22 protein-coding genes are annotated in these 22,274 nt (G+C 60.6%); 11 read left to right on the top strand and 11 right to left on the bottom strand.

The window, feature by feature from the left end:
* From ACOYNB_RS03270 to ACOYNB_RS03250, 5 genes are all read left to right on the top strand, one after another.
* Nucleotides 1–170 (top strand): FlhC family transcriptional regulator (locus ACOYNB_RS03270; RefSeq protein WP_422837689.1); only part of this gene is annotated, 170 nt, incomplete at its 5' end.
* Between the two features lie 307 nt (nt 171–477).
* Entirely contained in the window at nt 478–1,335 is an 858-nt protein-coding gene (motA, locus tag ACOYNB_RS03265) for a flagellar motor stator protein MotA (RefSeq protein ID WP_420817882.1), read from the top strand.
* A gap of 3 nt (nt 1,336–1,338) precedes the next feature.
* Nucleotides 1,339–2,331 (top strand): flagellar motor protein MotB, encoded by a 993-nt coding sequence (motB, locus tag ACOYNB_RS03260; RefSeq protein ID WP_422837676.1) that lies wholly within the window; start codon nt 1,339–1,341, stop codon nt 2,329–2,331.
* Between the two features lie 58 nt (nt 2,332–2,389).
* Nucleotides 2,390–2,788 carry a chemotaxis response regulator CheY gene (gene cheY, locus ACOYNB_RS03255; RefSeq protein ID WP_422837688.1) on the top strand — a complete coding sequence of 133 codons (399 nt, stop codon included), beginning with the start codon at nt 2,390–2,392 and terminating at the stop codon, nt 2,786–2,788.
* Between the two features lie 16 nt (nt 2,789–2,804).
* Nucleotides 2,805–3,458 (top strand): protein phosphatase CheZ, encoded by a 654-nt coding sequence (locus ACOYNB_RS03250; protein ID WP_422837675.1) that lies wholly within the window; start codon nt 2,805–2,807, stop codon nt 3,456–3,458.
* 41 nt (nt 3,459–3,499) lie between these two features.
* Here the strand turns inward: ACOYNB_RS03250 and ACOYNB_RS03245 are convergent, their stop codons facing one another.
* Together ACOYNB_RS03245 and ACOYNB_RS03240 are read right to left on the bottom strand one after the other, a co-directional pair.
* Entirely contained in the window at nt 3,500–4,267 is a 768-nt protein-coding gene (locus ACOYNB_RS03245; protein WP_422837674.1) for a LytR/AlgR family response regulator transcription factor, read from the bottom strand.
* Nucleotides 4,264–5,304 carry a sensor histidine kinase gene (locus ACOYNB_RS03240; protein WP_422837673.1) on the bottom strand — a complete coding sequence of 347 codons (1,041 nt, stop codon included), beginning with the start codon at nt 5,302–5,304 and terminating at the stop codon, nt 4,264–4,266. The genes ACOYNB_RS03245 and ACOYNB_RS03240 overlap by 4 nt, the downstream gene beginning before the upstream one ends.
* Before the next feature lie 130 nt (nt 5,305–5,434).
* On the opposite strand from ACOYNB_RS03240, the gene argH reads away from it, so the two are divergent.
* Both argH and ACOYNB_RS03230 read left to right on the top strand, forming a co-directional pair.
* Complete coding sequence (argH, locus tag ACOYNB_RS03235) at nt 5,435–6,832, top strand: argininosuccinate lyase (protein WP_422837672.1); 1,398 nt, start codon at nt 5,435–5,437, stop codon at nt 6,830–6,832.
* 131 nt (nt 6,833–6,963) lie between these two features.
* Nucleotides 6,964–7,443, top strand: coding sequence for a hemerythrin domain-containing protein (locus tag ACOYNB_RS03230; RefSeq protein WP_422837671.1), 480 nt, complete (start codon nt 6,964–6,966; stop codon nt 7,441–7,443).
* A 10-nt stretch (nt 7,444–7,453) separates the two neighbouring features.
* Here the strand turns inward: ACOYNB_RS03230 and ACOYNB_RS03225 are convergent, their stop codons facing one another.
* Nucleotides 7,454–8,596: a cytochrome-c peroxidase gene (locus ACOYNB_RS03225; protein ID WP_422837670.1), complete on the bottom strand. Its 1,143-nt coding sequence runs from the start codon at nt 8,594–8,596 to the stop codon at nt 7,454–7,456.
* Between the two features lie 168 nt (nt 8,597–8,764).
* Between ACOYNB_RS03225 and ACOYNB_RS03220 the strand changes: the two genes are divergently transcribed.
* Nucleotides 8,765–11,194, top strand: coding sequence for a TonB-dependent receptor plug domain-containing protein (locus tag ACOYNB_RS03220; RefSeq protein ID WP_422837669.1), 2,430 nt, complete (start codon nt 8,765–8,767; stop codon nt 11,192–11,194).
* Here the strand turns inward: ACOYNB_RS03220 and dxs are convergent.
* From dxs to ACOYNB_RS03205, 3 genes are read right to left on the bottom strand one after another with little or no spacing between them, the layout of a single operon-like run.
* The gene (gene dxs / locus ACOYNB_RS03215) at nt 11,188–13,095 is read right to left on the bottom strand and encodes a 1-deoxy-D-xylulose-5-phosphate synthase (RefSeq protein ID WP_422837668.1); all 1,908 of its coding nucleotides are present in this window, start codon (nt 13,093–13,095) and stop codon (nt 11,188–11,190) included. The two genes, ACOYNB_RS03220 and dxs, sit on opposite strands and share 7 nt — an antisense overlap.
* 23 nt (nt 13,096–13,118) lie before the next feature.
* Nucleotides 13,119–14,045, bottom strand: a complete 927-nt coding sequence (locus tag ACOYNB_RS03210; protein ID WP_422837667.1) for a polyprenyl synthetase family protein — start codon at nt 14,043–14,045, stop codon at nt 13,119–13,121.
* Nucleotides 14,042–14,293 carry an exodeoxyribonuclease VII small subunit gene (locus tag ACOYNB_RS03205; RefSeq protein ID WP_374255966.1) on the bottom strand — a complete coding sequence of 84 codons (252 nt, stop codon included), beginning with the start codon at nt 14,291–14,293 and terminating at the stop codon, nt 14,042–14,044. Before ACOYNB_RS03205 ends, ACOYNB_RS03210 begins: the two co-directional genes overlap by 4 nt.
* 332 nt (nt 14,294–14,625) lie before the next feature.
* On the opposite strand from ACOYNB_RS03205, the gene ACOYNB_RS03200 reads away from it, so the two are divergent.
* Entirely contained in the window at nt 14,626–15,750 is a 1,125-nt protein-coding gene (locus tag ACOYNB_RS03200; RefSeq protein WP_422837666.1) for an aromatic ring-hydroxylating oxygenase subunit alpha, read from the top strand.
* Between the two features lie 47 nt (nt 15,751–15,797).
* The gene (locus ACOYNB_RS03195) at nt 15,798–16,709 is read left to right on the top strand and encodes a DMT family transporter (RefSeq protein ID WP_422837665.1); all 912 of its coding nucleotides are present in this window, start codon (nt 15,798–15,800) and stop codon (nt 16,707–16,709) included.
* Between the two features lie 12 nt (nt 16,710–16,721).
* Here ACOYNB_RS03195 and ACOYNB_RS03190 read toward each other — a convergent pair whose 3' ends face one another.
* Complete coding sequence (locus ACOYNB_RS03190; RefSeq protein WP_422837664.1) at nt 16,722–17,582, bottom strand: ZIP family metal transporter; 861 nt, start codon at nt 17,580–17,582, stop codon at nt 16,722–16,724.
* A 69-nt stretch (nt 17,583–17,651) separates the two neighbouring features.
* Here ACOYNB_RS03190 and ACOYNB_RS03185 point away from each other — a divergent pair, with 69 nt between their 5' ends.
* Nucleotides 17,652–19,211: an exopolyphosphatase gene (locus tag ACOYNB_RS03185; RefSeq protein ID WP_422837663.1), complete on the top strand. Its 1,560-nt coding sequence runs from the start codon at nt 17,652–17,654 to the stop codon at nt 19,209–19,211.
* On the opposite strand, the gene ACOYNB_RS03180 is transcribed toward ACOYNB_RS03185, so the two are convergent.
* The 4 genes from ACOYNB_RS03180 to ribH are packed head-to-tail and all read right to left on the bottom strand — an operon-like array spanning nt 19,204 to nt 22,246.
* Complete coding sequence (locus ACOYNB_RS03180) at nt 19,204–19,698, bottom strand: TssQ family T6SS-associated lipoprotein (RefSeq protein ID WP_422837662.1); 495 nt, start codon at nt 19,696–19,698, stop codon at nt 19,204–19,206. The two genes, ACOYNB_RS03185 and ACOYNB_RS03180, sit on opposite strands and share 8 nt — an antisense overlap.
* Before the next feature lie 14 nt (nt 19,699–19,712).
* Nucleotides 19,713–21,233 carry a protein kinase domain-containing protein gene (locus tag ACOYNB_RS03175; RefSeq protein WP_422837661.1) on the bottom strand — a complete coding sequence of 507 codons (1,521 nt, stop codon included), beginning with the start codon at nt 21,231–21,233 and terminating at the stop codon, nt 19,713–19,715.
* Nucleotides 21,234–21,260: 27 nt separating this feature from the next.
* On the bottom strand, nt 21,261–21,785 hold the full coding sequence (nusB, locus tag ACOYNB_RS03170) for a transcription antitermination factor NusB (RefSeq protein ID WP_374255955.1): 525 nt from the start codon (nt 21,783–21,785) through the stop codon (nt 21,261–21,263).
* A complete protein-coding gene (ribH, locus tag ACOYNB_RS03165; protein ID WP_374255954.1) occupies nt 21,782–22,246 on the bottom strand; it encodes a 6,7-dimethyl-8-ribityllumazine synthase in 465 nt (154 codons plus the stop codon). Before ribH ends, nusB begins: the two co-directional genes overlap by 4 nt.
* Between the last annotated feature and the right edge of the window lie 28 nt (nt 22,247–22,274).

Here is a 22,274-nt window from a genome sequence, read left to right as displayed (position 1 = left end):
TGGTCAAGTTTGTCGACACCGGCATGCTGGCCATGACCAAGTGCAACAAGTGCGGTGGCCACTTCATCACCCACCCGCACGAAATCGCCCGTCACTTCACCTGCGGCCTGTGCAACCCGCCCGCACGCGCCGGCAAGGGCAAGGCCTCCGGCGCCATCCAGATGCACTGAGTGCGTGTCTTTTGTCACAAAGTCGCCCTGCAATGCACTTTCGGCTTCAAGTTTTGAGATGCGTCGCCGAAGAAACAGACGGACGGTTTTGTGAAGGAAAGCGTCCTTGCTTGTCTCCTCCGCACTAGATCAGTGCTTTATCGCGGACCCCGATCAGGGTCCGCTTTTTTTCCTGGACCACCGCGTGCTTTTTCCATAAAGCGGGATGTGAAGTGAAAAAAAGCCATGGTCGTGGCCTTGTTCACTGCATCAAAAGCGCCTCGCTGACCGAAGATGCACACATGATTCGATCTCAAGCTGAGCCATCATGTTCGTACTCATTGGTTATGTAGTCTGCCTGGGGTGCATCTTTGGCGCCTACATCATTCACGGCGGCAACATGAGCGTGATCATCCACGCCATGCCCACGGAAATGATGGCCATTGGTGGTGGCGCCATTGGAGCCTTTCTGGTGAACAACCAGCCCAAGACCGTCAAAGCGGTTTTGCGTAACTTTGGCCCTCTCTTCAAGGGCTCGAAGTACAGCAAGGATCGCTACATGGAATTGATGGCAATGCTTTTCGAGATCCTGCAAAAGGTCCGCAAAGAGGGCCTGATGTCCATCGAAAAGGACGTGGAAGACCCGCACAACTCTGCGCTGTTCAAGAAATACCCCGTGGTCGGCAGTGATCACCACGTGGTGGAGTTCGTCACGGACTATCTGCGCATGATGGTGTCTGGCAACCTGAATGCGCATGAGATCGAGACGCTCATGGACAACGAAATTGACACCCACCACCATGAAGGCCACCAACCTGTGGCTGCCGTGGCACGTTTGGCCGGCGCCCTGCCCGCCTTCGGTATCGTGGCGGCGGTGCTGGGCGTGGTGAACACCATGGGCTCGGTGGGTCAACCGCCTGCTGTGCTGGGGGGCATGATCGGCTCCGCGCTGGTGGGAACCTTCCTGGGGATTTTGCTGGCGTATGGCGTGGTGGAACCTCTAGGCGGCCTGATGGAGCAAAAGCTGGATGAAGGCACCAAGGAATTTCAGGTTGTAAAAACCGTACTATTGGCATCGATGCAGGGCTACGCCCCTCAAGTTGCCATCGAGTTTGGCCGTAAGGTGTTGTATTCCACCGAGCGCCCCACCTTTGCCGAGCTGGAAGCTCACGTCAAGAAGAAGTAAACCATGGCCGGTGATTCGAAGAAGGTCCAGCCGATCATCATCAAGCGCATCAAGAAGGGCGGCCACGCTGCCCACGGTGGTGCGTGGAAGATCGCTTATGCCGACTTCGTGACCGCCATGATGGCGTTCTTCCTCCTGATGTGGCTGCTGGGGTCGACCACAGAAGGCGACAAGAAGGGCATTGCCGACTACTTCAACAGCCCGTTGAAGGTGGCATTCTTCGGGGGCTCTGGCGCCGGGGATGCCACGTCCATCATCAAGGGCGGCGGCAACAACCTGTCCGAATCCACGGGTCAGATGAAAAAGGGGCGCACGTCCGAGACGGCCGAGGAAAAGATGAAGCGCAAGGCCATCCGCATGGAACAGGCCCGCGCAGAGGCCGAACGCCTGCGCGTGCTGAAGCAACGCGTTGAAGAAGTCATCGCCAATGACGACCGTCTGGCCAAGTACAAGACACAAATTCGCCTGGACCTGACCGCCGAAGGCCTGCGCATCCAGATCGTGGATGACCAGAGTCGCCCCATGTTTGCCAGCGGCTCTCCCGTGGTGGAGGGGTACATGCGCGACATCCTGCGTGCCATCGGCAGCGTCTTGCAAGAAGTCCCCAACCGCCTGACCATCGAAGGCCACACCGACGCCAAGCCTTTCAGCGGAGGTGAGCGCGGCTACAGCAACTGGGAGTTGTCGGCAGACCGGGCCAACGCGTCGCGCAGAGAGCTGATTGCAGGAGGCTTGTCGGGCGACAAGGTGCTGCGGGTTCAGGGGTTGGCCGCCAGCATGCTGTTCGAAAAAGAGCAGCCGGAAAGCCCCCTCAACCGGCGCATCAGCATCATCGTGATGAACCGGGAGGCCGAAGATCGCTTCTTTGATGCTGCCCGATCGGCCGCCATCGATGCCGAAGATGAGGAATTGGCCGCCAAAGAAGAGGCCGCAGCGGCCAAGGTCCAGGAACAGACTGACATAAAACCCTCAAGACCGTCCATCACTGGCCGATAAACCATCAGCGACTGCGCGCAGCGGAGACTGCGCCATGATTTCTCACAAGGACGAGCCCATGAGCAAACCCACCGACATGAAGTTTCTCATCGTGGATGATTTTTCCACCATGCGCCGAATCGTTAGAGGCTTGCTGAAGGAAAGTGGCTACGTGAACGCCGAAGAAGCAGAAGACGGTGCCGTGGCACTGAACATGCTCAAGAACGGCAAGTTCGATTTCGTGGTCAGCGACATCAATATGCCGAACATGAATGGCTTTGAGTTGCTCAAGGCCATCAAGGCAGACGACACACTGAAGCATCTTCCCGTCCTGATGGTGACGGCCGAAGCCAAAAAAGAAGACATCGTGCTGGCCGCCCAATCGGGTGCTGCGGGCTACATCGTCAAACCTTTCACCAAGGCCACCTTGGAAGAGAAGGTCGAAAAGATCATGCAGAAACTGGCCGCAGCGGCCTGAGCTTAGGGAGAGCAGCATGCAGGTCGATCTGCCCGATAACATGACGATGCCAGCGGCATCGCCTGAAATCTTTCAACAACTGGGTACGCTGACCCGTCAGCTGCACGACACCTTGAACATGCTCGGCGTTTTGCCGGGCCTGAAAAACAATGTCGACGACCTGCCTGATGCCCGCGCGCGTCTGAGCTACATCGCCACCAAGACGGCCGACGCCGCCGAGCGCGTTTTGAATCTGGTTGACGCGGCCAAAGCCGATCAAGAGCACATTGCGAGCGAAACACGCAAGCTGGCTGCCCTGATCACCGCCGACCCGGTCAAGGCTGTCGCCACAGGCGCTGTCTACAACTTTGTGCAAGACGTTGAGACCACGACTCACCGCGTCGACGCACACCTGACCGACATCATGATGGCGCAAGACTTCCATGACCTGACGGGTCAGGTGGTCGCCAAAGTGGTCAAGCTTGCCAATGACCTCGAAAGTCAGTTGGTCAAGCTGCTGGTGCAGGCGGCGCCGCTGGATCAAGCACACAAGGTCGAGGCAGCACTGACGCACAGCCCCGCACCGGGCGAAATCAAGCTGGAAGGTCCCGTCGTCAACCCAGAAGGTCGCTCAGACGTGGTCAGCAACCAAAGCGAAGTCGACGATCTGCTGGCGAGTTTGGGTTTCTGACCCTTTCTTGATACTCAGATCAATGCATGGCGACGCGGCAGTCAACTGCCCGTCGCCATGATTTCTTTGACGGTAGCCAATTGGCGTCGTGAAACCGCCAGCCATTCGCCGGTGGGCCTGATCTGCACGGCCCACACCTCGCCGCCCTCGTCGTCGTCAGGGTGTCGTGCCAAGGCTTTCATGGCCGCACGAGCGACCAGCGTGTTGCGGTGCACACGGACAAACCGTGGCCCAAGCCGGGACTCCAATTCAATCAGCGATTCACCGACCACCGCTGTCCGCTCGACGGCATGAAGGGTCACAACCTTCTGCTCAGCCTTGAAGTAGAGGATGTGCGCAAAGGGAATCCGCTCGACGCGGCCCCGGTCCTGCACAACGAAGGTATCGCCAGACTCCCGCAGTTCCTCCGGCGGACGCGATGCCAGCCAATGGCGCACCCGCGCCAACGAGGCATTCAAGCGCTCGCCCCGAACGGGTTTGGTCAAATAGTCAACGGCCGCCACATCAAAAGCACGCACCGCGTGCTCGGCATGCGCCGTCACAAACACGACCGCAGGCGGTGTTCGCATGTCCCGCAAACGTGCAGCCAGAACCATGCCGTCCAAACCGGGCATCTGGATGTCCAACAACACCATGTCGGGAGACTGCCCGAGATCGTCTTGCTCGCGCAGCCACATCAATGCCGCGACCGACTCGCCAAACTCACCAACGACCTCGCAGGAGGCATCAGCTTGGCTCAACAGAGTGCGCATGCGGGCACGGGCCAAGGGCTCGTCATCGATCAGAACCACCTTCAGGCACGCATTCATGCTGACGTCTCCGAAGGCAAGGGCAACACCATGCGAACCACATACACCGGCGGCTGACGACCATCGGTACTTTGCTGCAAGCGGGCGTCAAAATCGGCCACAACGTCATGCATCAACTTCAGTCGCTGACGTACATTGCGCAAAGCCATGCCATGCCCCTCTCGGCCCTGCAGCGGCAATTGCAGCGGAACCGAATTGCTGACAGTCAACACGACCTGCCCCCCTTGCACTACCGCCCTCACCACGATCCACCCACCTTGCGGGTCCACCTCGATGCCGTGATGCACGGCGTTTTCGACCAGGGGCTGCAAAACCAGGGCAGGCACTTTGGCACCGCCTGCGGCTTCGTCCACATCCCAGCGAACTTTCATCCGCTCACCAAAGCGAAGCGCTTCAATGTCGAGATAGCGTTTGGCCAGCGACACTTCGTCACGCAGGGTGGACATCGTGGACGGGGATTGCAAGGCTTGACGAAACAACTCCGCCAAGTCCTCCAGCACGCGCTCGGCGCGCTGTGGATCAATCTGCACCAACGCAATGGCCGTGTTCAGTGTATTGAACAGGAAGTGAGGCCGAATGCGTGCCTGCAGCTCGGCCAAACGTGCGGTGGCATGGGCAGGCACGACGCTGCGCGCGCGATGGCGCAGCCACCCGAGCGCCAGCGCCGACAGCGCGGCCCCGGTCATCATCGCTGACACCTGCGGCCAGCCCGTCAAGGCGCGCTCACCAATCAAATACTCATTGAGCAAGGCCCCGCCATACTGCGCCAAGCCACCCGCAATGGCCCCCAACGCCAACGCCACACACGTTTGCGTCCAATCTGACAGCGTGTTGACCCAGCGCTTGCCGGCACACGCCACCACCAGCCAGAACAAACTAGCAGACAAGGTCACCACCGCAACCTGTGACCACCGATTGAATGCATCCCCCGCAGAGGCGGCTTGAACGGACACGGCCAGCGCCACCACCGCCTGGACACCCAGCACCACCCGCAACACCACCCCGACGTGACACACATCGAATGGAGAGCCCAACACGGGCGAAGACAGGCCATTTGACCCAGCTTGTGCATCAAGCTGCGTCGATCCGAAGGACGTAGACGGCGGCAACTCATTAAAATCCATGGTTTGCACATTTTGCGTGAGAAGCGCGCTGCCGGATACACCCATGAGCACCAACCAACTCGACAAGAAGTCCCAGGCCTGGTCGGCCCTGTTTTCCGAGCCCATGAGCGAACTGGTCAAGCGCTACACCGCCAGCGTCTTCTTTGACAAACGCCTGTGGGCCGCTGACATTCAAGGCTCCCTGGCACACGCCGAAATGCTGCAAGCCAAAGGCCTGATCTCGGCCTCCGACTGGGAGTCCATTCAAAAGGGCATGGCACAGATCCGCTCGGAAATCGAAGCCGGCACCTTCGAGTGGAAGCTGGATCTGGAAGACGTCCACCTCAACATCGAAGCCCGTCTGACCCAGTTGGTGGGTGACGCCGGCAAGCGTCTGCACACCGGCCGCTCGCGCAACGACCAGGTCGCCACCGACGTGCGCCTGTGGCTGCGCGGCGAGATCGACGAAATTGGCGTGCTGCTGATCGAGCTGCAAAAAGCCCTGGTGGATGTGGCCGAGCAAAACGCCGACACCATCCTGCCCGGCTTCACCCACCTGCAAGTGGCCCAGCCCGTGGCCTTTGGTCATCACCTGCTGGCCTATGTGGAAATGTTTGCCCGCGATGCCGAACGCATGCTCGACCTGCGCAAGCGCGTGAACCGCCTGCCGCTGGGCTCGGCTGCGCTGGCCGGCACCAGCTACCCGCTGGACCGCGAGCGCGTGGCCCGCACGCTGGGCTTCGAAGCCGTTTGCCAGAACAGCCTGGACGGCGTCTCGGACCGCGACTTCGCCATCGAATTCTCCGCCGCCGCCTCGCTGCTGATGGTCCACGTCTCGCGCCTGAGCGAAGAGTTGATCCTGTGGATGAGCCAATCCTTCGGCTTCATCGATCTGGCAGATCGCTTCTGCACCGGCTCGTCGATCATGCCGCAGAAGAAGAACCCCGACGTCCCCGAACTGGCGCGTGGCAAGACCGGCCGCGTGGTCGGCCACCTGATGGGCCTGATCACGCTGATGAAGGGCCAGCCGCTGGCCTACAACAAGGACAACCAGGAAGACAAGGAACCCTTGTTCGACACGGTGGACACGCTGAAGGACACGCTGCGCATCTTCGCTGAAATGGCCGCCGGCATCACGGTCAAGCCCGAAGCCATGGAGCGCGCCGCCAAGAAGGGTTACGCCACCGCCACCGACCTGGCCGACTACCTGGTCAAGAAGGGCCTGCCCTTCCGCGATGCCCACGAAGTCGTGGCCCACGCCGTGAAGGATGCGATTGCCGCAGGCGTGGACCTGTCGGAATTGCCGCTGGACAAGCTCAAGACCTACAACCCCGCCATCGAGCAGGATGTGTACGAGGTGCTGAGCCTGCGTGGCTCGCTGAACGCGCGCAACATTCTGGGTGGCACGGCACCCGAGCAAGTGCGCGCCCAGGTGGCCCGCCACCGCACCCGTCTGGCCTGATTCAGCGGATCGGCTGCGCAGGGGGCACACACGCCCCCTTGCGCCAACGCAAAACCCTGCTGCGAACGGCCAGATACCCTCTGCGTCCGATGTGAACCTTGGCCCGTCGCGGCCCCGAGAAGGACTTTCTGATGTCGAGCTTTACCTGGTCCGAAGAGATGGCACTGGACCTGCCCGCCATTGATCACCTGCACACCGAGTGCACGGACCTGATCAATGCGGTCATCGCGGCCAGCGACGCCGACCTGCTGCCGGCCTGGGACAAGCTGATCGAACACACGGCTGAGCACTTTGCCCAGGAAGACCGCTGGATGCAGGACACGGGCTTTGCGCCCAACAACTGCCACAGCTCTCAGCACGCCATCGTGCTGAAGATCATGCGCGAAGGGGCCGAGAAAGGCGCCAACGGTGACCTCGGCATCGTGCGCCAGATGGCACAGGAGTTGACCTTGTGGCTGCCCCATCACATCGACGCAATGGATGCCGGCCTGGTCATGCACCTGCGCAATGTGGGCTACAACACCGAAACCGGTGAAATCACTGCACCAGAGGCTCTGCCGGAAACCACCCTGACCAGCTGCAGCGTGGAGCCGTGTGACGATCACGCCTGATCGACTTGCTTCACAGCGTCTCCAGCCACGCCACCAGGGCCGCCATCTCGTCCTCCGTCAGATTCAGCTTGTGAATCAGTGACGACTTTTTCGGCACATACGGATCCCCCGGTTTGCCCGTGACCGAGCCCATTGCATTGTTGTACATCCGGATCGTTCCGATTAAATTCGGAAAGATACCGTTGTGCATGTACGGTGCTGCCTGTGAAATGCCTCGCAACGACGGCGTTTTGAACTGTCCTAGGTGAGCCTTGTCTCGCGTGACCTCAAACCGCCCTAGATCCTGATTGCGTCGGCCATAGAACGACAAGCCCAAGTCGTGAAACTGAAAGTCCGTCATCAACGGACCACTGTGGCAATTCATGCACCGCGCCTTGGTACGGAACAGATGCAAGCCCAGAATTTCCTGCTCCGTCAACGCTGTCGTCTGGCCTTGCAAGAACTGATCGAAGCGCGAGGGAGCGGGACGAATCGTACGAACAAAACTGGCCAGAGCGTTCGCCACGTCGGACGATTGTGGCGAACGCTTGCCAAACGCGGCCTCATACAGCGGACGGTAGTCCGGCAAACGACTCAGACTCGCTGTCACCTGATCGAGTGAGTGATTGAGCTCGAAGGTATTGGCAATGGGCATGAGCACCTGTTGCTCCAGCGTCGCCGCGCGGCCATCCCAGAACAAACCCCGGGGCGCAAACGGCGCACCGAACAAGGTTTGACTACGACGACGCCCTTGCATCGCCTCGTCGCCCACCGCCAACGCCTTGCCATCCGTGAACGACCTGGCTGGCTGATGACAGGTCGCACACGCAGCCTCGCCCTTGCGAGAGATGCGCGTATCGAAAAACAGTTTTCTCCCTAGCGCCACTTTCTCAGGCGTGGAAGGATTGTCTGCAGGCTCAGGCGCCTGCACCGGAACCTGCGCCAACTCTTGCCAGGCCACTCCAGCGTCCACCGTTGGCCTTGGCCAATTAACGGGCGCCGCACCATACGCCTCTCGCAAACATGACAGTTGCCAACGCCCTTCGGGTAAACGGCATCCATCCGAAAAACGCCCCCCCGCCTGCTCTGCCGCACCACTCTGCACAGCGACCATGGTTCCGGCAAACGCCACTGCGACGGTCACACAGACCTTGAAGCACCAAACAACTTTCATGGCGGGCATTGTGCACAGGGTCCCTTGAATTCAGGGCTTACCCCAGCATTCCTCATGGTTATATGCGAATGAGAATGATTCTTAATGCTATTGTTGCAAATCAAGCAGGAGCAATCAATCTGCCAACCCCAATTGCTCCAGTCAATCGCTCATCTCGAAATTCCCCCCATGTCTGCGATCCCATTCCGCCGCTGCTCCCTGCATCAGGCCGTTGTGCTCAGCGTCCTGTGCATGCCCGTTCACGCACAAACCCACTTCGCGAGCGACGAGATGCTGCCCACAGGCGATTTGCCCGGAGTCAGTGTCACAGCTCGCAAGGTGAGCACGCAAACCTATCGCCGAGACACCATCGACAACACACCGACCGGCAACCGGGACCTCACTTCTTTGGTGGCCAACCACCCCGCCGTCCGCCTGAACCCTTCCGTGGAACAGGCCGGCAACCGAGGGTCGCTGGCCCCCGAAACGCTGTCCATCCATGGCGCCAGTCCTTACCAGAACCAATTTCTGATTGACGGCATCAGTGGCACCAACATCATCAGTCCGCAAAGCAACAACCTCAACCTTCAGATTGGCAACGTGCCGGGTTTTGCTCAGGCATACAACATCGACACCGAATTGGTCGATCAAGTGGCGGTCTATGACAGTCTCATCCCCATCGAGTTTGGCAAGTTCACCGGTGGCGTCATCGATGCACGGGTCAAAACCCCGACTGGCAGCAACACATTCACACTCAAGCGCAGTCTCAACAGCTCCAAGCTGACACAACAGCGCATCGCAAAAAGCGAATACGAGGACTGGGCGGCAGGTGAACCAGGTACTTCATCCACCTGGCGCAAGCACTTCAGCAGTGCGCACGCCGACCTGCGATTGACCGAGCGCAACAACCTTCTGTTGGCGGTGTCACGCCGTGAATCCGACATCACTCGGCAATTCAAGGCCATCGACTCGGGCGGTGGTACCGTCATTTCAGGTCAAAACGCCTATCTGACGGACAAAACAGCGACAGACCGCGTGGACAACGCCTTGCTCAAGGTACACACAACTTGGAACACCGCTACAGAAAGCAGCGTGCTCGTGAAGCTGGCAGATCGCCAGGAAAACCTCGTGTCCAACACGTATGCCGACACCGCTTGGACCAACCAGCAACAAGCACAGGGTATCGCAACCGAGTTGCAGCACACCCTGACGCAAGGCGGACAGATCAAGATCAACCTCGGCTACGACCAACTCGACAATCTGCGGCACTCCGACAGCGACGAGTTTGTCACCTACCAGTTCTACAAGGGAAGCTCGATGGCCTATCCGTCCTACACGACCGGAGGCTTCGGCACCGAATCGCTGAAGCAACATCAACGTACCGCCAAGCTGCGCTACGACCTCCCAGGCTTTCAGACAGCGAGCATTCAGCACCAGATGTATGTTGGACTGGAAGGGCAGAACATGCTGGCAAAGTTCATTCGTGATCAGGATGTCTTGTCTTACACCTCTCGACTGAACCTGAGCACCGGAACCGTCTCCGAGCGATCCAAAAACCTCTACAAGGCCGGCACCGTGGGTGCTCAGGTCCACACGACATCGGCTTACCTGTCCGACACGATGCGCTGGCGAGCCATCGATGCCACCGTCTCCGCTCGCATGGATCAGGATGACTTGTTTGACAACACCAACGTGTCTCCGCGAGCCCGCTTAGGGTGGGACGTGTTCGGCAATGGGCAAACTCAGCTGCAAAGCGGCTGGAGCCGTTACTACGGCATGGACTTGCTGGGGTATGCACTGGAGGCGGGCAAAAGCCAGCTCAAGGTCAATCTCCTCAACAGCACGGGCGGCAACGGAACGGGCGCCGCCGCTGGAGAAACACACCGCTTCGAAGGCATCAGAACCCCGCACACTGATGAAACCGCTTTGAACCTGACGCAACGCCTCGGGGTCTGGCTGCAGGGCAAAGTGGCCTACGTCCAGCGGGCATACCGGGATGACGTCATACGCACGGGCAGCAACTCAACCGGCTACACCTACACCAACGATGGACAAGGCAACAACCAAACCATCACGTTCACGCTGCAAACCAGCCAACCGGTGGCCGCTTGGGGAGCACGCTGGCACGGACAACTGAATTTCAGCTGGCAACACAGCCAACGCAACACCGACGTTGGCAGCGCCTGGGAAGCCGATCTGTACCAGCCGGATGACATCGTCGAGTACAACGGTGTGCCAATCGAGTACCAGCATCTTCCATCCAGGGAGTTCAATCAACCACGTCGCATCACATTCGATTGGAGTGGAGAGTGGAAGCCCGCCGGCATCACGTGGGGGCATCGCGTGAACTGGAACAGCTCTCGCGATGCGGTGGTCTACATCGGCAGCAGCAAAGGCATCGATCGATATGCTTCGCGCAATCTCGGCGCGTACTGGACTTGGGACACCGCGGCGACCTACAAACCCGCCGCACTGAAAGGCATGAGTTTCACCGTCGATGTGTTGAATCTGCTCAACCAGATCAAACCCACCGCGATCCTCAGTCCCACCAGTGCGGCCAATCAGAATGCGTACAGCACCGGTCGTGAAATCTGGCTGACCGTGGGCTACACCTACTGAGAGGCCAATTGAGCGCGACGTGCCCGCACCGATTGCTCAATGCCTTCGGCATCCAGCCCACACAGAGACAGCAGCTTGGCGGGCTCACCGTGCTCGACGAACTCGTCGGGCAAACCCAGAATCATCAAGGGCGTGTTCACCCCTGCAGCGGCCAAGGCTTCCGCCACGGCCGAGCCTGCACCACCTTGCACGCAGCCTTCTTCCACGGTCACCAACAAATCATGGTTACGGGCCACCTCGAGCAGCAGATCCGTGTCCAGCGGCTTCACAAAACGCATGTTGACCACGGTGGCGTCCAGCGCCTCGCCGGCCTGCAGTGCGGGGTACAGCAAGGTGCCAAAGGCCAGCATGGCCACGCGCTTGCCCTGAACGGTTTCGCGGGACTGTCGGCGAATCTCACCCTTGCCCCAAGGCAGCGGCGTCAGGTCGGACGGGACGGGCGTCCCCACCCCAGCGCCACGCGGATAACGCACGCAGACCGGATGGCTCTGCGCGTAGGCCGCGCTCAAGGCCTGACGGCACTCGGCCTCGTCAGCGGGCGCGATCATGCTCATGTTCGGGATACAGCGCACAAAGGCAATGTCGAACGCCCCCATGTGTGTGGCACCGTCCGCGCCCACGATGCCAGCGCGATCCAACGCAAACACCACTGGCAAATTCTGCAGCGCCACGTCGTGAATCAGCTGATCGTAGCCACGCTGCAGGAAGGTGGAATAGATGGCCACCACCGGCTTGAGGCCTTCGCAAGCCAGCCCACCGGCAAAGGTCACGGCGTGCTGCTCGGCAATCCCGACGTCAAAGTAGCGTGAAGGGTACTTCTGGTGGAACTCCACCATGCCTGAACCTTCGCGCATGGCTGGCGTGATCGCCACCAGTCGCGGATCGTGTGCCGCCATGTCGCACAACCATTGACCAAACACCTGGGTGAAGGTCGGTTTGGGTGGGGTGGCGGGCGTGGCCTTCACCAAGCCGACAGCCGGATCAAACTTGCCAGGACCATGGTACGAAATCGGATCGACTTCGGCCAGTTTGTAGCCATAGCCTTTCTTGGTCACCACGTGCAGGAATTGCGGACCACCGCGGTCGCGCAGGTTTTCCAGTGTGGGAATCAGCGAGTCCAGATCGTGCCCATCAATCGGGCCCACATAGTTGAAGCCGAACTCTTCAAAGATGGTGCCTGGCACCACCATGCCCTTGGCATGCTCCTCAAACCGCTTGGCCAACTCGAACAAAGGCGGTGCGTGACGCAGCACCTCCTTCGCACTCTCCCGCGCAGCAGCGTAGAACCGGCCCGACATCAAACGAGCCAGATGTCGGTTGAGTGCCCCCACCGGTGGAGAGATCGACATGTCGTTGTCGTTGAGCACCACCAGCATGTCGGGCATCTTGCCGTCATGCGGCACGCCCGCGTTGTTCATGGCCTCGAACGCCATGCCGGCGGTCATCGCACCGTCGCCGATGATCGCCACCGCCTTGCGCTTTTCACCACGCAATTGGGCCCCCAAGGCCATGCCCAGTGCAGCAGAAATCGAGGTGGACGAATGCGCCGTACCGAAGGTGTCGTACTCGCTCTCATCACGGCGCGGAAAACCGCTCATGCCCCCGAACTGACGCAGGCTGGGCATGCGGTCACGGCGCCCCGTCAGGATCTTGTGGGGATAGGTCTGGTGCCCCACGTCCCACACCAGCCGATCTTCCGGCGTGTTGAAAACGTAGTGCAAGGCGATCGTCAGCTCCACCGTCCCCAGGTTGGACGACAAATGCCCGCCCGTGCGAGACACGCTGTGCAGCAGGTAATCGCGCAACTCGGTCGCAAGCTGTTTGAGCTCAGTCCGGGACAGGTGCCGAATGTCGGCGGGCTTATCGATCCTGGACAGCAAGGGGTAACTCATGGTGGGCATCCTCAGAGGATCAATTCGGTGTGTCAGTGATCGCGGTGAACGATCCGGTCCGCCAAGGCGGCCAGTGGCGCGGTGGCCTGCTCGGACAGACCACTGCACGCCAGCGCATCGTGGGCCTGTGTCAGCAAGTCCGCCGCTTCCTGCCGGGCCCCTTCGAGACCCAACAGGCTGACATAAGTTGGTTTGTTGGCATCGGCATCCTTGCCGGCCGTCTTGCCCAAGGTTTCAGACCCTTGGGTGGCATCGAGCACGTCATCGACGATCTGGAAAGCCAGGCCCACGGCATGGCCATACGCCGTCAGCGCCTGCCAGGCGGCACTGTCGGCCTGCAAGCCGCCGCACGCTGCGCCCATCTGGACACTGGCTTGCAACAAGGCACCCGTCTTGCGCTGATGCATGTCGCGCAAGGTCTGCTCGTCCAGCGCACGGCCCACGCTGGCCAGGTCAATCGCCTGGCCACCCGCCATGCCCGACTGACCCGATGCGCGAGCCAGCAAGCGCACCAGCCGGGCTTGCAACGCGGGCGCCACACCAGCGCCCTCGCCCACGTCCGGGGCCAGCACCTCGAAAGCCAGGGCTTGCATGGCATCACCCGCCAGCATGGCCTGCGCCTCGCCAAACGCCACATGCACGGTGGGCTTGCCTCGCCGTAGCACGTCGTTGTCCATGCAGGGCATGTCGTCATGCACCAGCGAATAAGCGTGGATCAACTCGACCGCACAGGCAGCACGCAAGGCCGCCTCTGCCCCAGCTGGCGAGGCCAGTGCCCCCACCGCTTGGGCGGCCGCCTGCACCAGCAAGGCGCGCAAACGCTTGCCACCCTCCAGCACCCCATAGCGCATGGCCTCACCCAAGCCTGCCGGCGCCGACACCGGCACCCACTCACTCAGCGCCGTTTCCACGCGGGCCAGCACGTCGTCTGACCAGTTCTTGAATCCTTCGGGGCTCATGCCGCATCCCACGGTTTGACCTGCCCATCTTCCAGCAGCTTGACCTGCTCTTCCACGGCCTGCAGACGATCACGGCAGAACTGCAGCAATGCTGCCCCACGCTGATAGCTGCTCAACAGCTGCTCCAGTGGCAAGGCACCCGACTCCATCTGAGCGACGAGTTGCTCAAGCTCAGCCAGCGCCTCCTCGTAGGTGGCGGGCAAAGTGGGTGCGGCAGCTGCGCCTGTTTTGGCAGAAGTTTTAGCCATGTGCGGGCCTGAGAAGCTTCGTCAGGGAAGTTTGCGGGCAAACGCGTATTCTATTTCGGTTGACCTGCCTCATACCCACGCGAGCAGGCAGGGCTACCCCAAACACCCCCCTAAGGGTACAATCTCGGGTTCCCCCGAACCTGATCACGCACCGACATGGCGCCTGACGCACCATGCCGGATACTGCCTCACGGCTGTGTTCCTGCGACCGGATTCGAGGGCATCGCCCCCCAATCAAGACATTGGGGATTCATCCAAGACCTTGGGTCGGGCCATGCCTGTGCTGTGCCGCCAAGGTGGGTTGACATTGGTTTTTGGAGATCCTGGGGATCATGTCCGACCTGAGTAACGCGCTCAACTCTCTTCAACGCAGCCACTCTCAGCTGCCTGTGTCCGTCTACTTTGACGAATCACTCTATAAGGAGGAGCTTGAACGCATCTTTCAGTCCGGTCCTCGCTACCTAGGCCACGCACTGAGCGTGCCTGAGGTAGGCGACTACTATGCACTGCCTCAGGAAAACGAAGGCCGTGCGCTCGTGCGCACGCCGGATGGCATCGAACTGATCTCCAACATCTGCCGCCACCGTCAGGCGGTGATGCTCAAAGGTCGCGGCAACAGCAAGCACAACATCGTGTGCCCGCTGCACCGCTGGACCTACAGCCACAAGGGCGAACTGATCGGTGCCCCGCACTTCGACCACGATCCCTGCCTGAACCTCAACAACTACAAGGTCCGCAACTGGAACGGCTTGCTGTTTGAGGACAATGGCCGCGACATCGCTGCAGATCTGGCTGGCATCGATGCCCGCTTCAAACCCGGCGGTGACCTGGACTTCAGTGGCTATGTGCTCGACCACGTCGAGCTGCACGAGTGCAACTACAACTGGAAGACGTTCATCGAGGTGTACCTCGAGGACTACCACGTCGGCCCCTTCCACCCCGGCCTGGGCAATTTCGTCACCTGTGACGACCTGCGCTGGGACATGGCCAAGGAATACTCGGTGCAGACCGTGGGCGTGGCGTCCACGTTCGACAAGCCAGGCTCCGACGTGTACAAGAAGTGGCGCGAAGTGCTGCTGAAGTACCGTGGTGGCGAGAAGCCCTCGCAAGGCGCTGTGTGGCTGACCTACTACCCCACCATGATGGTCGAGTGGTATCCGCACGTGCTGGTGGTCTCGAACATGTACCCGATGGGTCCGCAAAAGACCCTCAATGTGGTCGAGTTCTACTACCCCGAAGAAATCGCGGCCTTCGAGCGCGAGTTCATCGAGGCACAGCGCGCGGCCTACATGGAGACCTGCATCGAGGACGATGAAATCGGCGAACGCATGGACGCCGGTCGCAAAGCCCTGATGCTGCGCGGCGACAACGAAGTGGGCCCCTACCAGAGTCCGATGGAAGATGGCATGCAGCACTTCCACGAGTGGTATCGCCGCGTGATGAACTTCAAGGACTGACCCAGCCCTCAGCCATCCAAGCCGCCCTCGGGCGGCTTTTTCTATCCATGACTCAGCCTCGCGTCTCCCCCTACATCCAGATGGTAATGGCCACCATGCTGTTTGCCTGCATGGGAGTCTGCGTGAAATTCGCATCAGCCGACTTCGGCACGGCTGCCGTCGTGGCCGCACGAGGAGGTGTCGGCGCTGTGATGATGTCCATCATTGCCATGAGTGCGACCACCAGCCTGCGCACACGTGTCCCCATGTTGCACGTCCGGCGTGGCCTGGCCGGGGTCGCTGCCCTGTCAATGTGGTTCTATGCAATGGGAAAGCTGCCACTGGCCACGTCGGTCACCCTCAACTACATGTCGTCGGTGTGGATGGCCGTGTTCCTCATCGTCCAGGCTATGTTTCTGGGGGGGCGACGGGTGGACCAGCGCATCGTGGCCGCCATTGCCGTGGGCTTCATCGGCGTCGCACTGGTCCTTCACCCCACCATCAACCGCGATCAAATGTGGGCAGGGTTGTGCGGCCTTTGCTCCGGCATGCTGGCCGCCACGGCCTATCTGCAAGTCACCGCACTGGGGCGGGCTGGTGAGCCGGAAATCCGGGTAGTGTTCTACTTCTCACTGATGGGCGCCGTGCTGGGCGCCGTGCTGTGGTTGCTCCCCGGTCAAGCCAACCCCACCGCGCTACCAGACATTCCATGGAAGTCATGGATGGCCTTGCTGGGCGTGGGCGTCTTCGCAACCATCGCGCAATTGCTCATGACCCGCGCTTACTCCCAAGGCAGCACGCTGGTCATCGCCAACCTGCAGTACCTGGGCATCGTGCACGCCGGCCTGTTGGGCACCTGGTTGTTTGACGAAACGCTCCAGTGGGATGCCGTGATCGGCATGCTGCTCATCGTTGCCTCGGGCATGGTGTCCACGCGCCTGAAGTCAACGACTCCGACACCCTCACCATCTGCCAAATAAGTTGAACAGCCGTCAGGGCTTCACCGGCAATTGGCTGGCGCTCTGCGCGGCACGGCCTGCCGGCGCGTCAGCGTGTTCGTGGTGACCATGCGCATCATGTTCATCGTGCAACTTACCCACGATGGTCGCGATCATGCCCAACCCAATCGCCAACCAGACAATCTGCAGCGCCGTATCTCGGCCATTCAAGCGCTTTTGCAATTGCGGGATCAAATCGGCCACCGCCACGTAGATGAAGCTGCTCGCAGCCAGCACCATCATGTAGGGCAAGTAGTCCTGCCAAGGTCCAATCAGGAAATAGCCCAGCACACCGCCCACCACGGCCGCCAGGCCTGACAGCGCGTTGTACGCCAGCGCCCGCATGCGCGAGAACCCCGCGTTGATCAACACGATGTAATCGCCCACTTCCTGTGGAATCTCGTGCGCGATGATGGCCAGCGCCGTCACCACACCCAGTTGCTGATCGGCCAGGAACGATGCGGCGATCAGCACGCCATCGCAAAAGTTATGGATGCTGTCCCCCACCAGCACGCTCCAGCCGCCACGGCCGGCTTGCTCGGCATCGAAACCATGGTGGTGATCGTGATGATCATGTTCATGGTGGTGCCCATGGCGATACAGCTCAGCCTTTTCCAGGAGGAAGAAAAACAGCAGCCCCCCCAGCAGGGTCATGAACAAGCCGTGTGGCGCTTTGCCGGAATCAAAGGCCTCGGGCAACACATGCAACAAGGCTGTCCCGAGCAACACACCGGTCGACAGACTCACCAGGTGTCGAACGATCAAACCCAACAAAGGGGCAGACAGGGCTGCGGCCAGCAGCACCGAAACCAGGCCACCAATGAAGGTCGCCAGCACGATGGATAACAAGGTCATTTGATGATCTTAGCAATGCTGTCAACAACCCACGCCCCCTGTCACGCAAACCATAGACAATACCGAGCTATGGACACCATGCTGAGCGCCAAGTCGGCCAAGAAAACCACCCCGGGGCTGGACCGCAGCCGTCAATCCGAATTGCTGGCAGCCATCGACATCGGCTCCAACAGTGCACGACTGGAAATCGGCACCATCACGAAGGGTCGATACAAGCGCGTCGACTACCTCAAGGAAATGGTGCGCCTGGGGGGCGGCCTCGACAGCCACGGCATGTTGACCGAAGAGGCCATGCAGCGCGGCTTGGCCTGTCTGGCCCGCTTTGCACAACGACTCAAAGGATTTGAACCCTGGCAAGTCCGTGCCGTGGCCACGCAAACCCTGCGCGAGGCTCGCAACCGCGATGCCTTTCTTCAGCGTGCCAACCGCGTACTGGGCCACCCTATCGAGGTGATTGCTGGCCGCGAAGAAGCGCGCCTGATCTACCAGGGGGTGGCTCGCCTGCAACCCAGCGAACTGCCCCGTCTGGTGATCGACATTGGTGGCCGCTCTACCGAGATGATCCTGGGCCAGGGCCGCACCGCACTGACCAAAGAATCCTTCAGCGTCGGCAGCGTGAGCCTGTCCCTGCAACACTTTCCGCAAGGCCGATTCACCGCGGACGCCTTCCGCTCTGCACAAATTGCGGCAGGCGCCGAACTGGAAGAGGCGCTCACCTTGTTTGACCGCAGCGCCTGGCAAGAAGCACTGGGCTCGTCCGGTACCGTGGGGGCTGTTTCACAAATTCTGGTGGCCAACGGCATCACCGACGGCAGCATCACCCCTGACAGCCTGCGTTGGTGCATTGAGCGCTGCATTGAAGCCGGTTCGGCCGATATGCTGAATCTGCCCGGCCTGAAAGCCGAGCGCAAAGCCGTTTTAGGTGGCGGGCTGTCCATTCTCTATACCTTGGCGATGCACTTTGACATCGAGGCCTTGCGCCCGGCCAAGGGTGCCTTGCGCCAAGGGGTGATCTTCGATCTGGAAGAGCGCCACGAAGCCGCTCGCAATCACCGCGCACTGGATCCCCGTGATGCATCAGTGCGCGAGCTTCAGCAACGCTTCCGGGTGGACAAACTCCATGGCGAGCGCATCCGGGCGCGCGCGCTGTCATTGTGGCAAAGCCTGGCAGACCCTTCCGCGGCCACAGACGGTGAGCACACGCGGGAACTGGGATGGGCCAGCGCCCTTCACGAAATCGGCATGATGGTGTCGCACCACGACCACCACCGGCACAGCGCCTATCTGCTCGGCCACGTCGATGCGGCAGGCTTTTCGCAATCCCAGCAACGTCGCTTGGCGGCCTTGGTATTGGGTCAGCGCGGCGAACTGATCAAATTGGCGGAGCACATGCACGACACCGCACTGATGTCGCAAGTGCTGTGCTTGCGACTGGCCATCATCCTGCATCACGCACGGATCGATCTGTCAGCCGAAACGGCCAGCTTGCAACGCGGCCGCAACAAGGTTCATCTCAAACTGAACAAGCGCTGGGCGAACCAGAATCCCCGGACGCTCCACCTGCTCGACGAAGAGTGCCGCCGATGGAGCGCTCAGGGCAACCGCCAGCTAAGCCTCATGCTCACTTGAGGCCCATGGCCTTTTTGTAGGCCTTGGCCCACATTGGGTGCCCTGCCTCAGCCTTGCTCAGAGCAAAAGATGGATCTGCCGTTTTCGCGGCTTTGAACGCAGCCAGACACTGCGCTTCACGCTTGCTGGTGCAGTAAATGAACGCCAGATGCTTGTGCGCCTTGGCCGTGTCGCCTGACACAGTCAGGCCTGCCTTCAGCGCTGCTTTCAACTGCGCTTCAGCCTGACCATATTGGCCGGATTGATACGCCTTCACGCCTTGCGCCAAGGCAGCCTCAGCAGGCGGCACAGCGCGAGCTGGCTCAGACGCAGCAGAAGACGCAGGCGCCGCGCCGGATGCCGCAGCAGAGGCCACCACAGAGGACGGATGCGGCACATCAGCAGCGGGCACGGCCGGCTTGGTCGCGCAACCTGTCATCCACACCGCGCCCAAAACGAGCATGGCCCGAACAACCTGCCACGCCAAGACAGATGAACACAACTTCATAGCGAACTCGCGGATCAGAATTGATGCTTGATACGCACAGGCTTGCCTGCCTGCACATGCACAGTCTGCCGGAATTCCGGGGCATCCGCGTTACGAATCGTGATCGTGTGCTCACCTTCGGGCAAATTCAACTGATTGAGTGGCGGTGCCACACCAGCCGAACGCCCATCCACCCACACTTCGCCCCAAGGGCTGATAGCCAGTTTGACCACACCTTTGGCATCCACCACTGCGGGAGATGGCACGCTCGCAGGCATGGCAACACTGGCCGCCTGCATTGGGTCCTGCGCGACAGGCGCGTGAGGCGCAGGCGTCAAGATCGCAGAGGCTGACACAGCCGCCGAGGGAACCGATTGCGCCACAGCCGCAGGTACCGGATCAACCGCACGATGGCTCCAGGCCTGCCAGGCCATCCAGCTACCACCGACCAGCGCGGCCACCCAACCAAAAGCTGCCACGTACCAGAGGCCCGACCGCGACGATGCGGACATGGGCGATGCAGGCGCATCCCTCAATGCCGATTCACCCTCGGCGCTGTCCAGCCACGCCCTCAACTCACCCGAGAGACGACGGGCCGAGCGTGTGCGCTGATCCACATCGCGATGCATGGCACGCGCGACGATCTCGGACAAAGTGCGAGGCACAGCCGGATTCACTTCGTGCGCCAGCGGGACCGGCTTGCTCAAAACCGCATCAGCGATTTCTTCCAGACTGTTGCCCGTGAAAGCGCGACGCCCCACCAGCAACTCAAACAACACGACGCCCAAGGCGTACACATCTACCCGACGATCAACGGGACGGTACTGCACCTGCTCCGGGGCCATGTAATAAGGCGATCCGCCCACGATTTCCTGGAAGCGGCTCTGCGGGTCATCGCGGTTCGCCAGAGACTCTGCCTGACGAATGCGCGCAATACCGAAATCCAGCACACGCGGCTGGGTCCGGCTCACCATGAAAATGTTGGCCGGCTTGATGTCTCGGTGAATGACGCCTTTGTGATGCGCATAGGACAGCGCATCTGCCACGCGCCGCACGATCAGCGCGGCCTGCGCGGGCGTGGGCTTCCAGCCCATCGCCAGAAGCTGACGCAAATCCTTGCCGCGCAGCATTTCCATGGCGATGTAGGCGGTTCCCTGCTCGGTCATGCCCGCGTCATACATGGTGACGATGTGCGGGTGATTCAGGCTGCCGGCGGCCTTGGCTTCGTTCAAGAACAAAGCATTGAACTGCTCACGGTCTTGCGCCGTGACATCCACATGCAGTGTCTTGATGGCAATCAGTCTGGACAACAGCGGATCGTGAGCCGCGTAAACCGTCCCCAATCCCCCCTCGCCAATCACGTACTTCAGCGCATAACGACCAATGTGCCCCATCGTGGGCATGGCCTCCGGGCGCAACTTCTTGAGATCTGCCGCTTCAGGCTCGGGGAGGGGGCGAGTCTCCGCCACAGTATCCGGATCGTCAATCGCTAAGCGACGCTCGGCCTCTTCATCGTAAGGCTGCGTTTCTCCCGGCAATGTAGGACGCGACGACACGAATCAACCACCCCTTATGGCCAGATCTCAGCGTGAGCCAGGACGAGCCGCTTTGACTTCGTCAGGGCGCAGATTGGGAGCCAAATGGTCCAACACGCCGTTGACGTATTTGTGTCCGTCGGTTCCGCCAAAGCTCTTGGCCAGCTCAACCGCCTCATTGATGGCGACCTTGTAAGGCACATCCAGGCAATGGGTCAGTTCGTACGCGCCAATCCAGAGCACGGCGTGCTCAACGGGTGAGAGTTCTTCGACGGGGCGATCGAGGAACTTGAGCAATGTTGCATCCAGTTGCGAACGCTGTTCGATGCAGCCATGCAGCAAACCGTCATAAAGCACGCGGTCACACTTGGCGAAATCATCCTGCTCGCGGATGTGCGCATCAACCGCACCGGGATCACGCGGGTTGATCTGCCATTCATACAAGCCTTGCAAAGCAAACTCGCGCGCACGGCGACGCGGCGACTTGGCGCGGTCACGGGGGCCTGGGCCCGTCTTGCGTGCAGGACGGCCTTGCAGGGGGGCGGATTGGGGGGTGTCAGCAGCGTCGGTCACAGCAGGTCATCCAACAGATTGGCCATCTCGACGGCAACACGAGCTGCATCGCGGCTCTTCTCTTCCACGCGCGCTTGCGCCTGTGCGTCGTTCTCGACGGTCAGGATGGCATTGGCAATGGGCACATGGTGATCCAGGCTGACACGGGTCACACCCGCGCCGCTTTCGTTGGACACCAGTTCGAAGTGATAGGTTTCGCCACGGATGATGCAACCCAGCGCAACCAGGGCGTCGAAACGCTCGCTGTCGGCCATGGCTTGCAGGGCAACCGGCACCTCCAGGGCACCCGGCACGGTCACGTGCTGAATGTGAGATGGGTTCACGCCCAGCGCCACCAACTCCTCCTTGCATAGCTCGGCCATGCGGGAAGTCAGTTCATCGTTGAAGCGGGCTTGCACGATCCCGACACGCAAATCGTGTCCATCGAGTCGTGCAGCTTGTCCTTTGTCAGCGCCTTGCATAGTGCGTCATCCAGAAAAAGAGCGATCA

It is taken from the genome of Aquabacterium sp. (assembly GCF_049317225.1).
Lineage (GTDB): Bacteria > Pseudomonadota > Gammaproteobacteria > Burkholderiales > Burkholderiaceae_C > Aquabacterium.
This window is presented reverse-complemented; position numbering and strand designations above follow the sequence as displayed.

Bases quoted from the DNA above. Each gene is read 5' to 3' on its own strand.
- motA (WP_420817882.1), top strand. From the start codon at position 478: ATGTTCGTACTCATTGGTTATGTAGTCTGCCTGGGGTGCATCTTTGGC.
- motB (WP_422837676.1), top strand. From the start codon at position 1,339: ATGGCCGGTGATTCGAAGAAGGTCCAGCCGATCATCATCAAGCGCATC.
- cheY (WP_422837688.1), top strand. From the start codon at position 2,390: ATGAGCAAACCCACCGACATGAAGTTTCTCATCGTGGATGATTTTTCC.
- ACOYNB_RS03250 (WP_422837675.1), top strand. From the start codon at position 2,805: ATGCAGGTCGATCTGCCCGATAACATGACGATGCCAGCGGCATCGCCT.
- ACOYNB_RS03245 (WP_422837674.1), bottom strand. From the start codon at position 4,267: ATGAATGCGTGCCTGAAGGTGGTTCTGATCGATGACGAGCCCTTGGCC.
- argH (WP_422837672.1), top strand. From the start codon at position 5,435: ATGAGCACCAACCAACTCGACAAGAAGTCCCAGGCCTGGTCGGCCCTG.
- ACOYNB_RS03230 (WP_422837671.1), top strand. From the start codon at position 6,964: ATGTCGAGCTTTACCTGGTCCGAAGAGATGGCACTGGACCTGCCCGCC.
- ACOYNB_RS03225 (WP_422837670.1), bottom strand. From the start codon at position 8,596: ATGAAAGTTGTTTGGTGCTTCAAGGTCTGTGTGACCGTCGCAGTGGCG.
- ACOYNB_RS03220 (WP_422837669.1), top strand. From the start codon at position 8,765: ATGTCTGCGATCCCATTCCGCCGCTGCTCCCTGCATCAGGCCGTTGTG.
- dxs (WP_422837668.1), bottom strand. From the start codon at position 13,095: ATGCCCACCATGAGTTACCCCTTGCTGTCCAGGATCGATAAGCCCGCC.
- ACOYNB_RS03210 (WP_422837667.1), bottom strand. From the start codon at position 14,045: ATGAGCCCCGAAGGATTCAAGAACTGGTCAGACGACGTGCTGGCCCGC.
- ACOYNB_RS03205 (WP_374255966.1), bottom strand. From the start codon at position 14,293: ATGGCTAAAACTTCTGCCAAAACAGGCGCAGCTGCCGCACCCACTTTG.
- ACOYNB_RS03200 (WP_422837666.1), top strand. From the start codon at position 14,626: ATGTCCGACCTGAGTAACGCGCTCAACTCTCTTCAACGCAGCCACTCT.
- ACOYNB_RS03195 (WP_422837665.1), top strand. From the start codon at position 15,798: ATGACTCAGCCTCGCGTCTCCCCCTACATCCAGATGGTAATGGCCACC.
- ACOYNB_RS03190 (WP_422837664.1), bottom strand. From the start codon at position 17,582: ATGACCTTGTTATCCATCGTGCTGGCGACCTTCATTGGTGGCCTGGTT.
- ACOYNB_RS03185 (WP_422837663.1), top strand. From the start codon at position 17,652: ATGGACACCATGCTGAGCGCCAAGTCGGCCAAGAAAACCACCCCGGGG.
- ACOYNB_RS03180 (WP_422837662.1), bottom strand. From the start codon at position 19,698: ATGAAGTTGTGTTCATCTGTCTTGGCGTGGCAGGTTGTTCGGGCCATG.
- ribH (WP_374255954.1), bottom strand. From the start codon at position 22,246: ATGCAAGGCGCTGACAAAGGACAAGCTGCACGACTCGATGGACACGAT.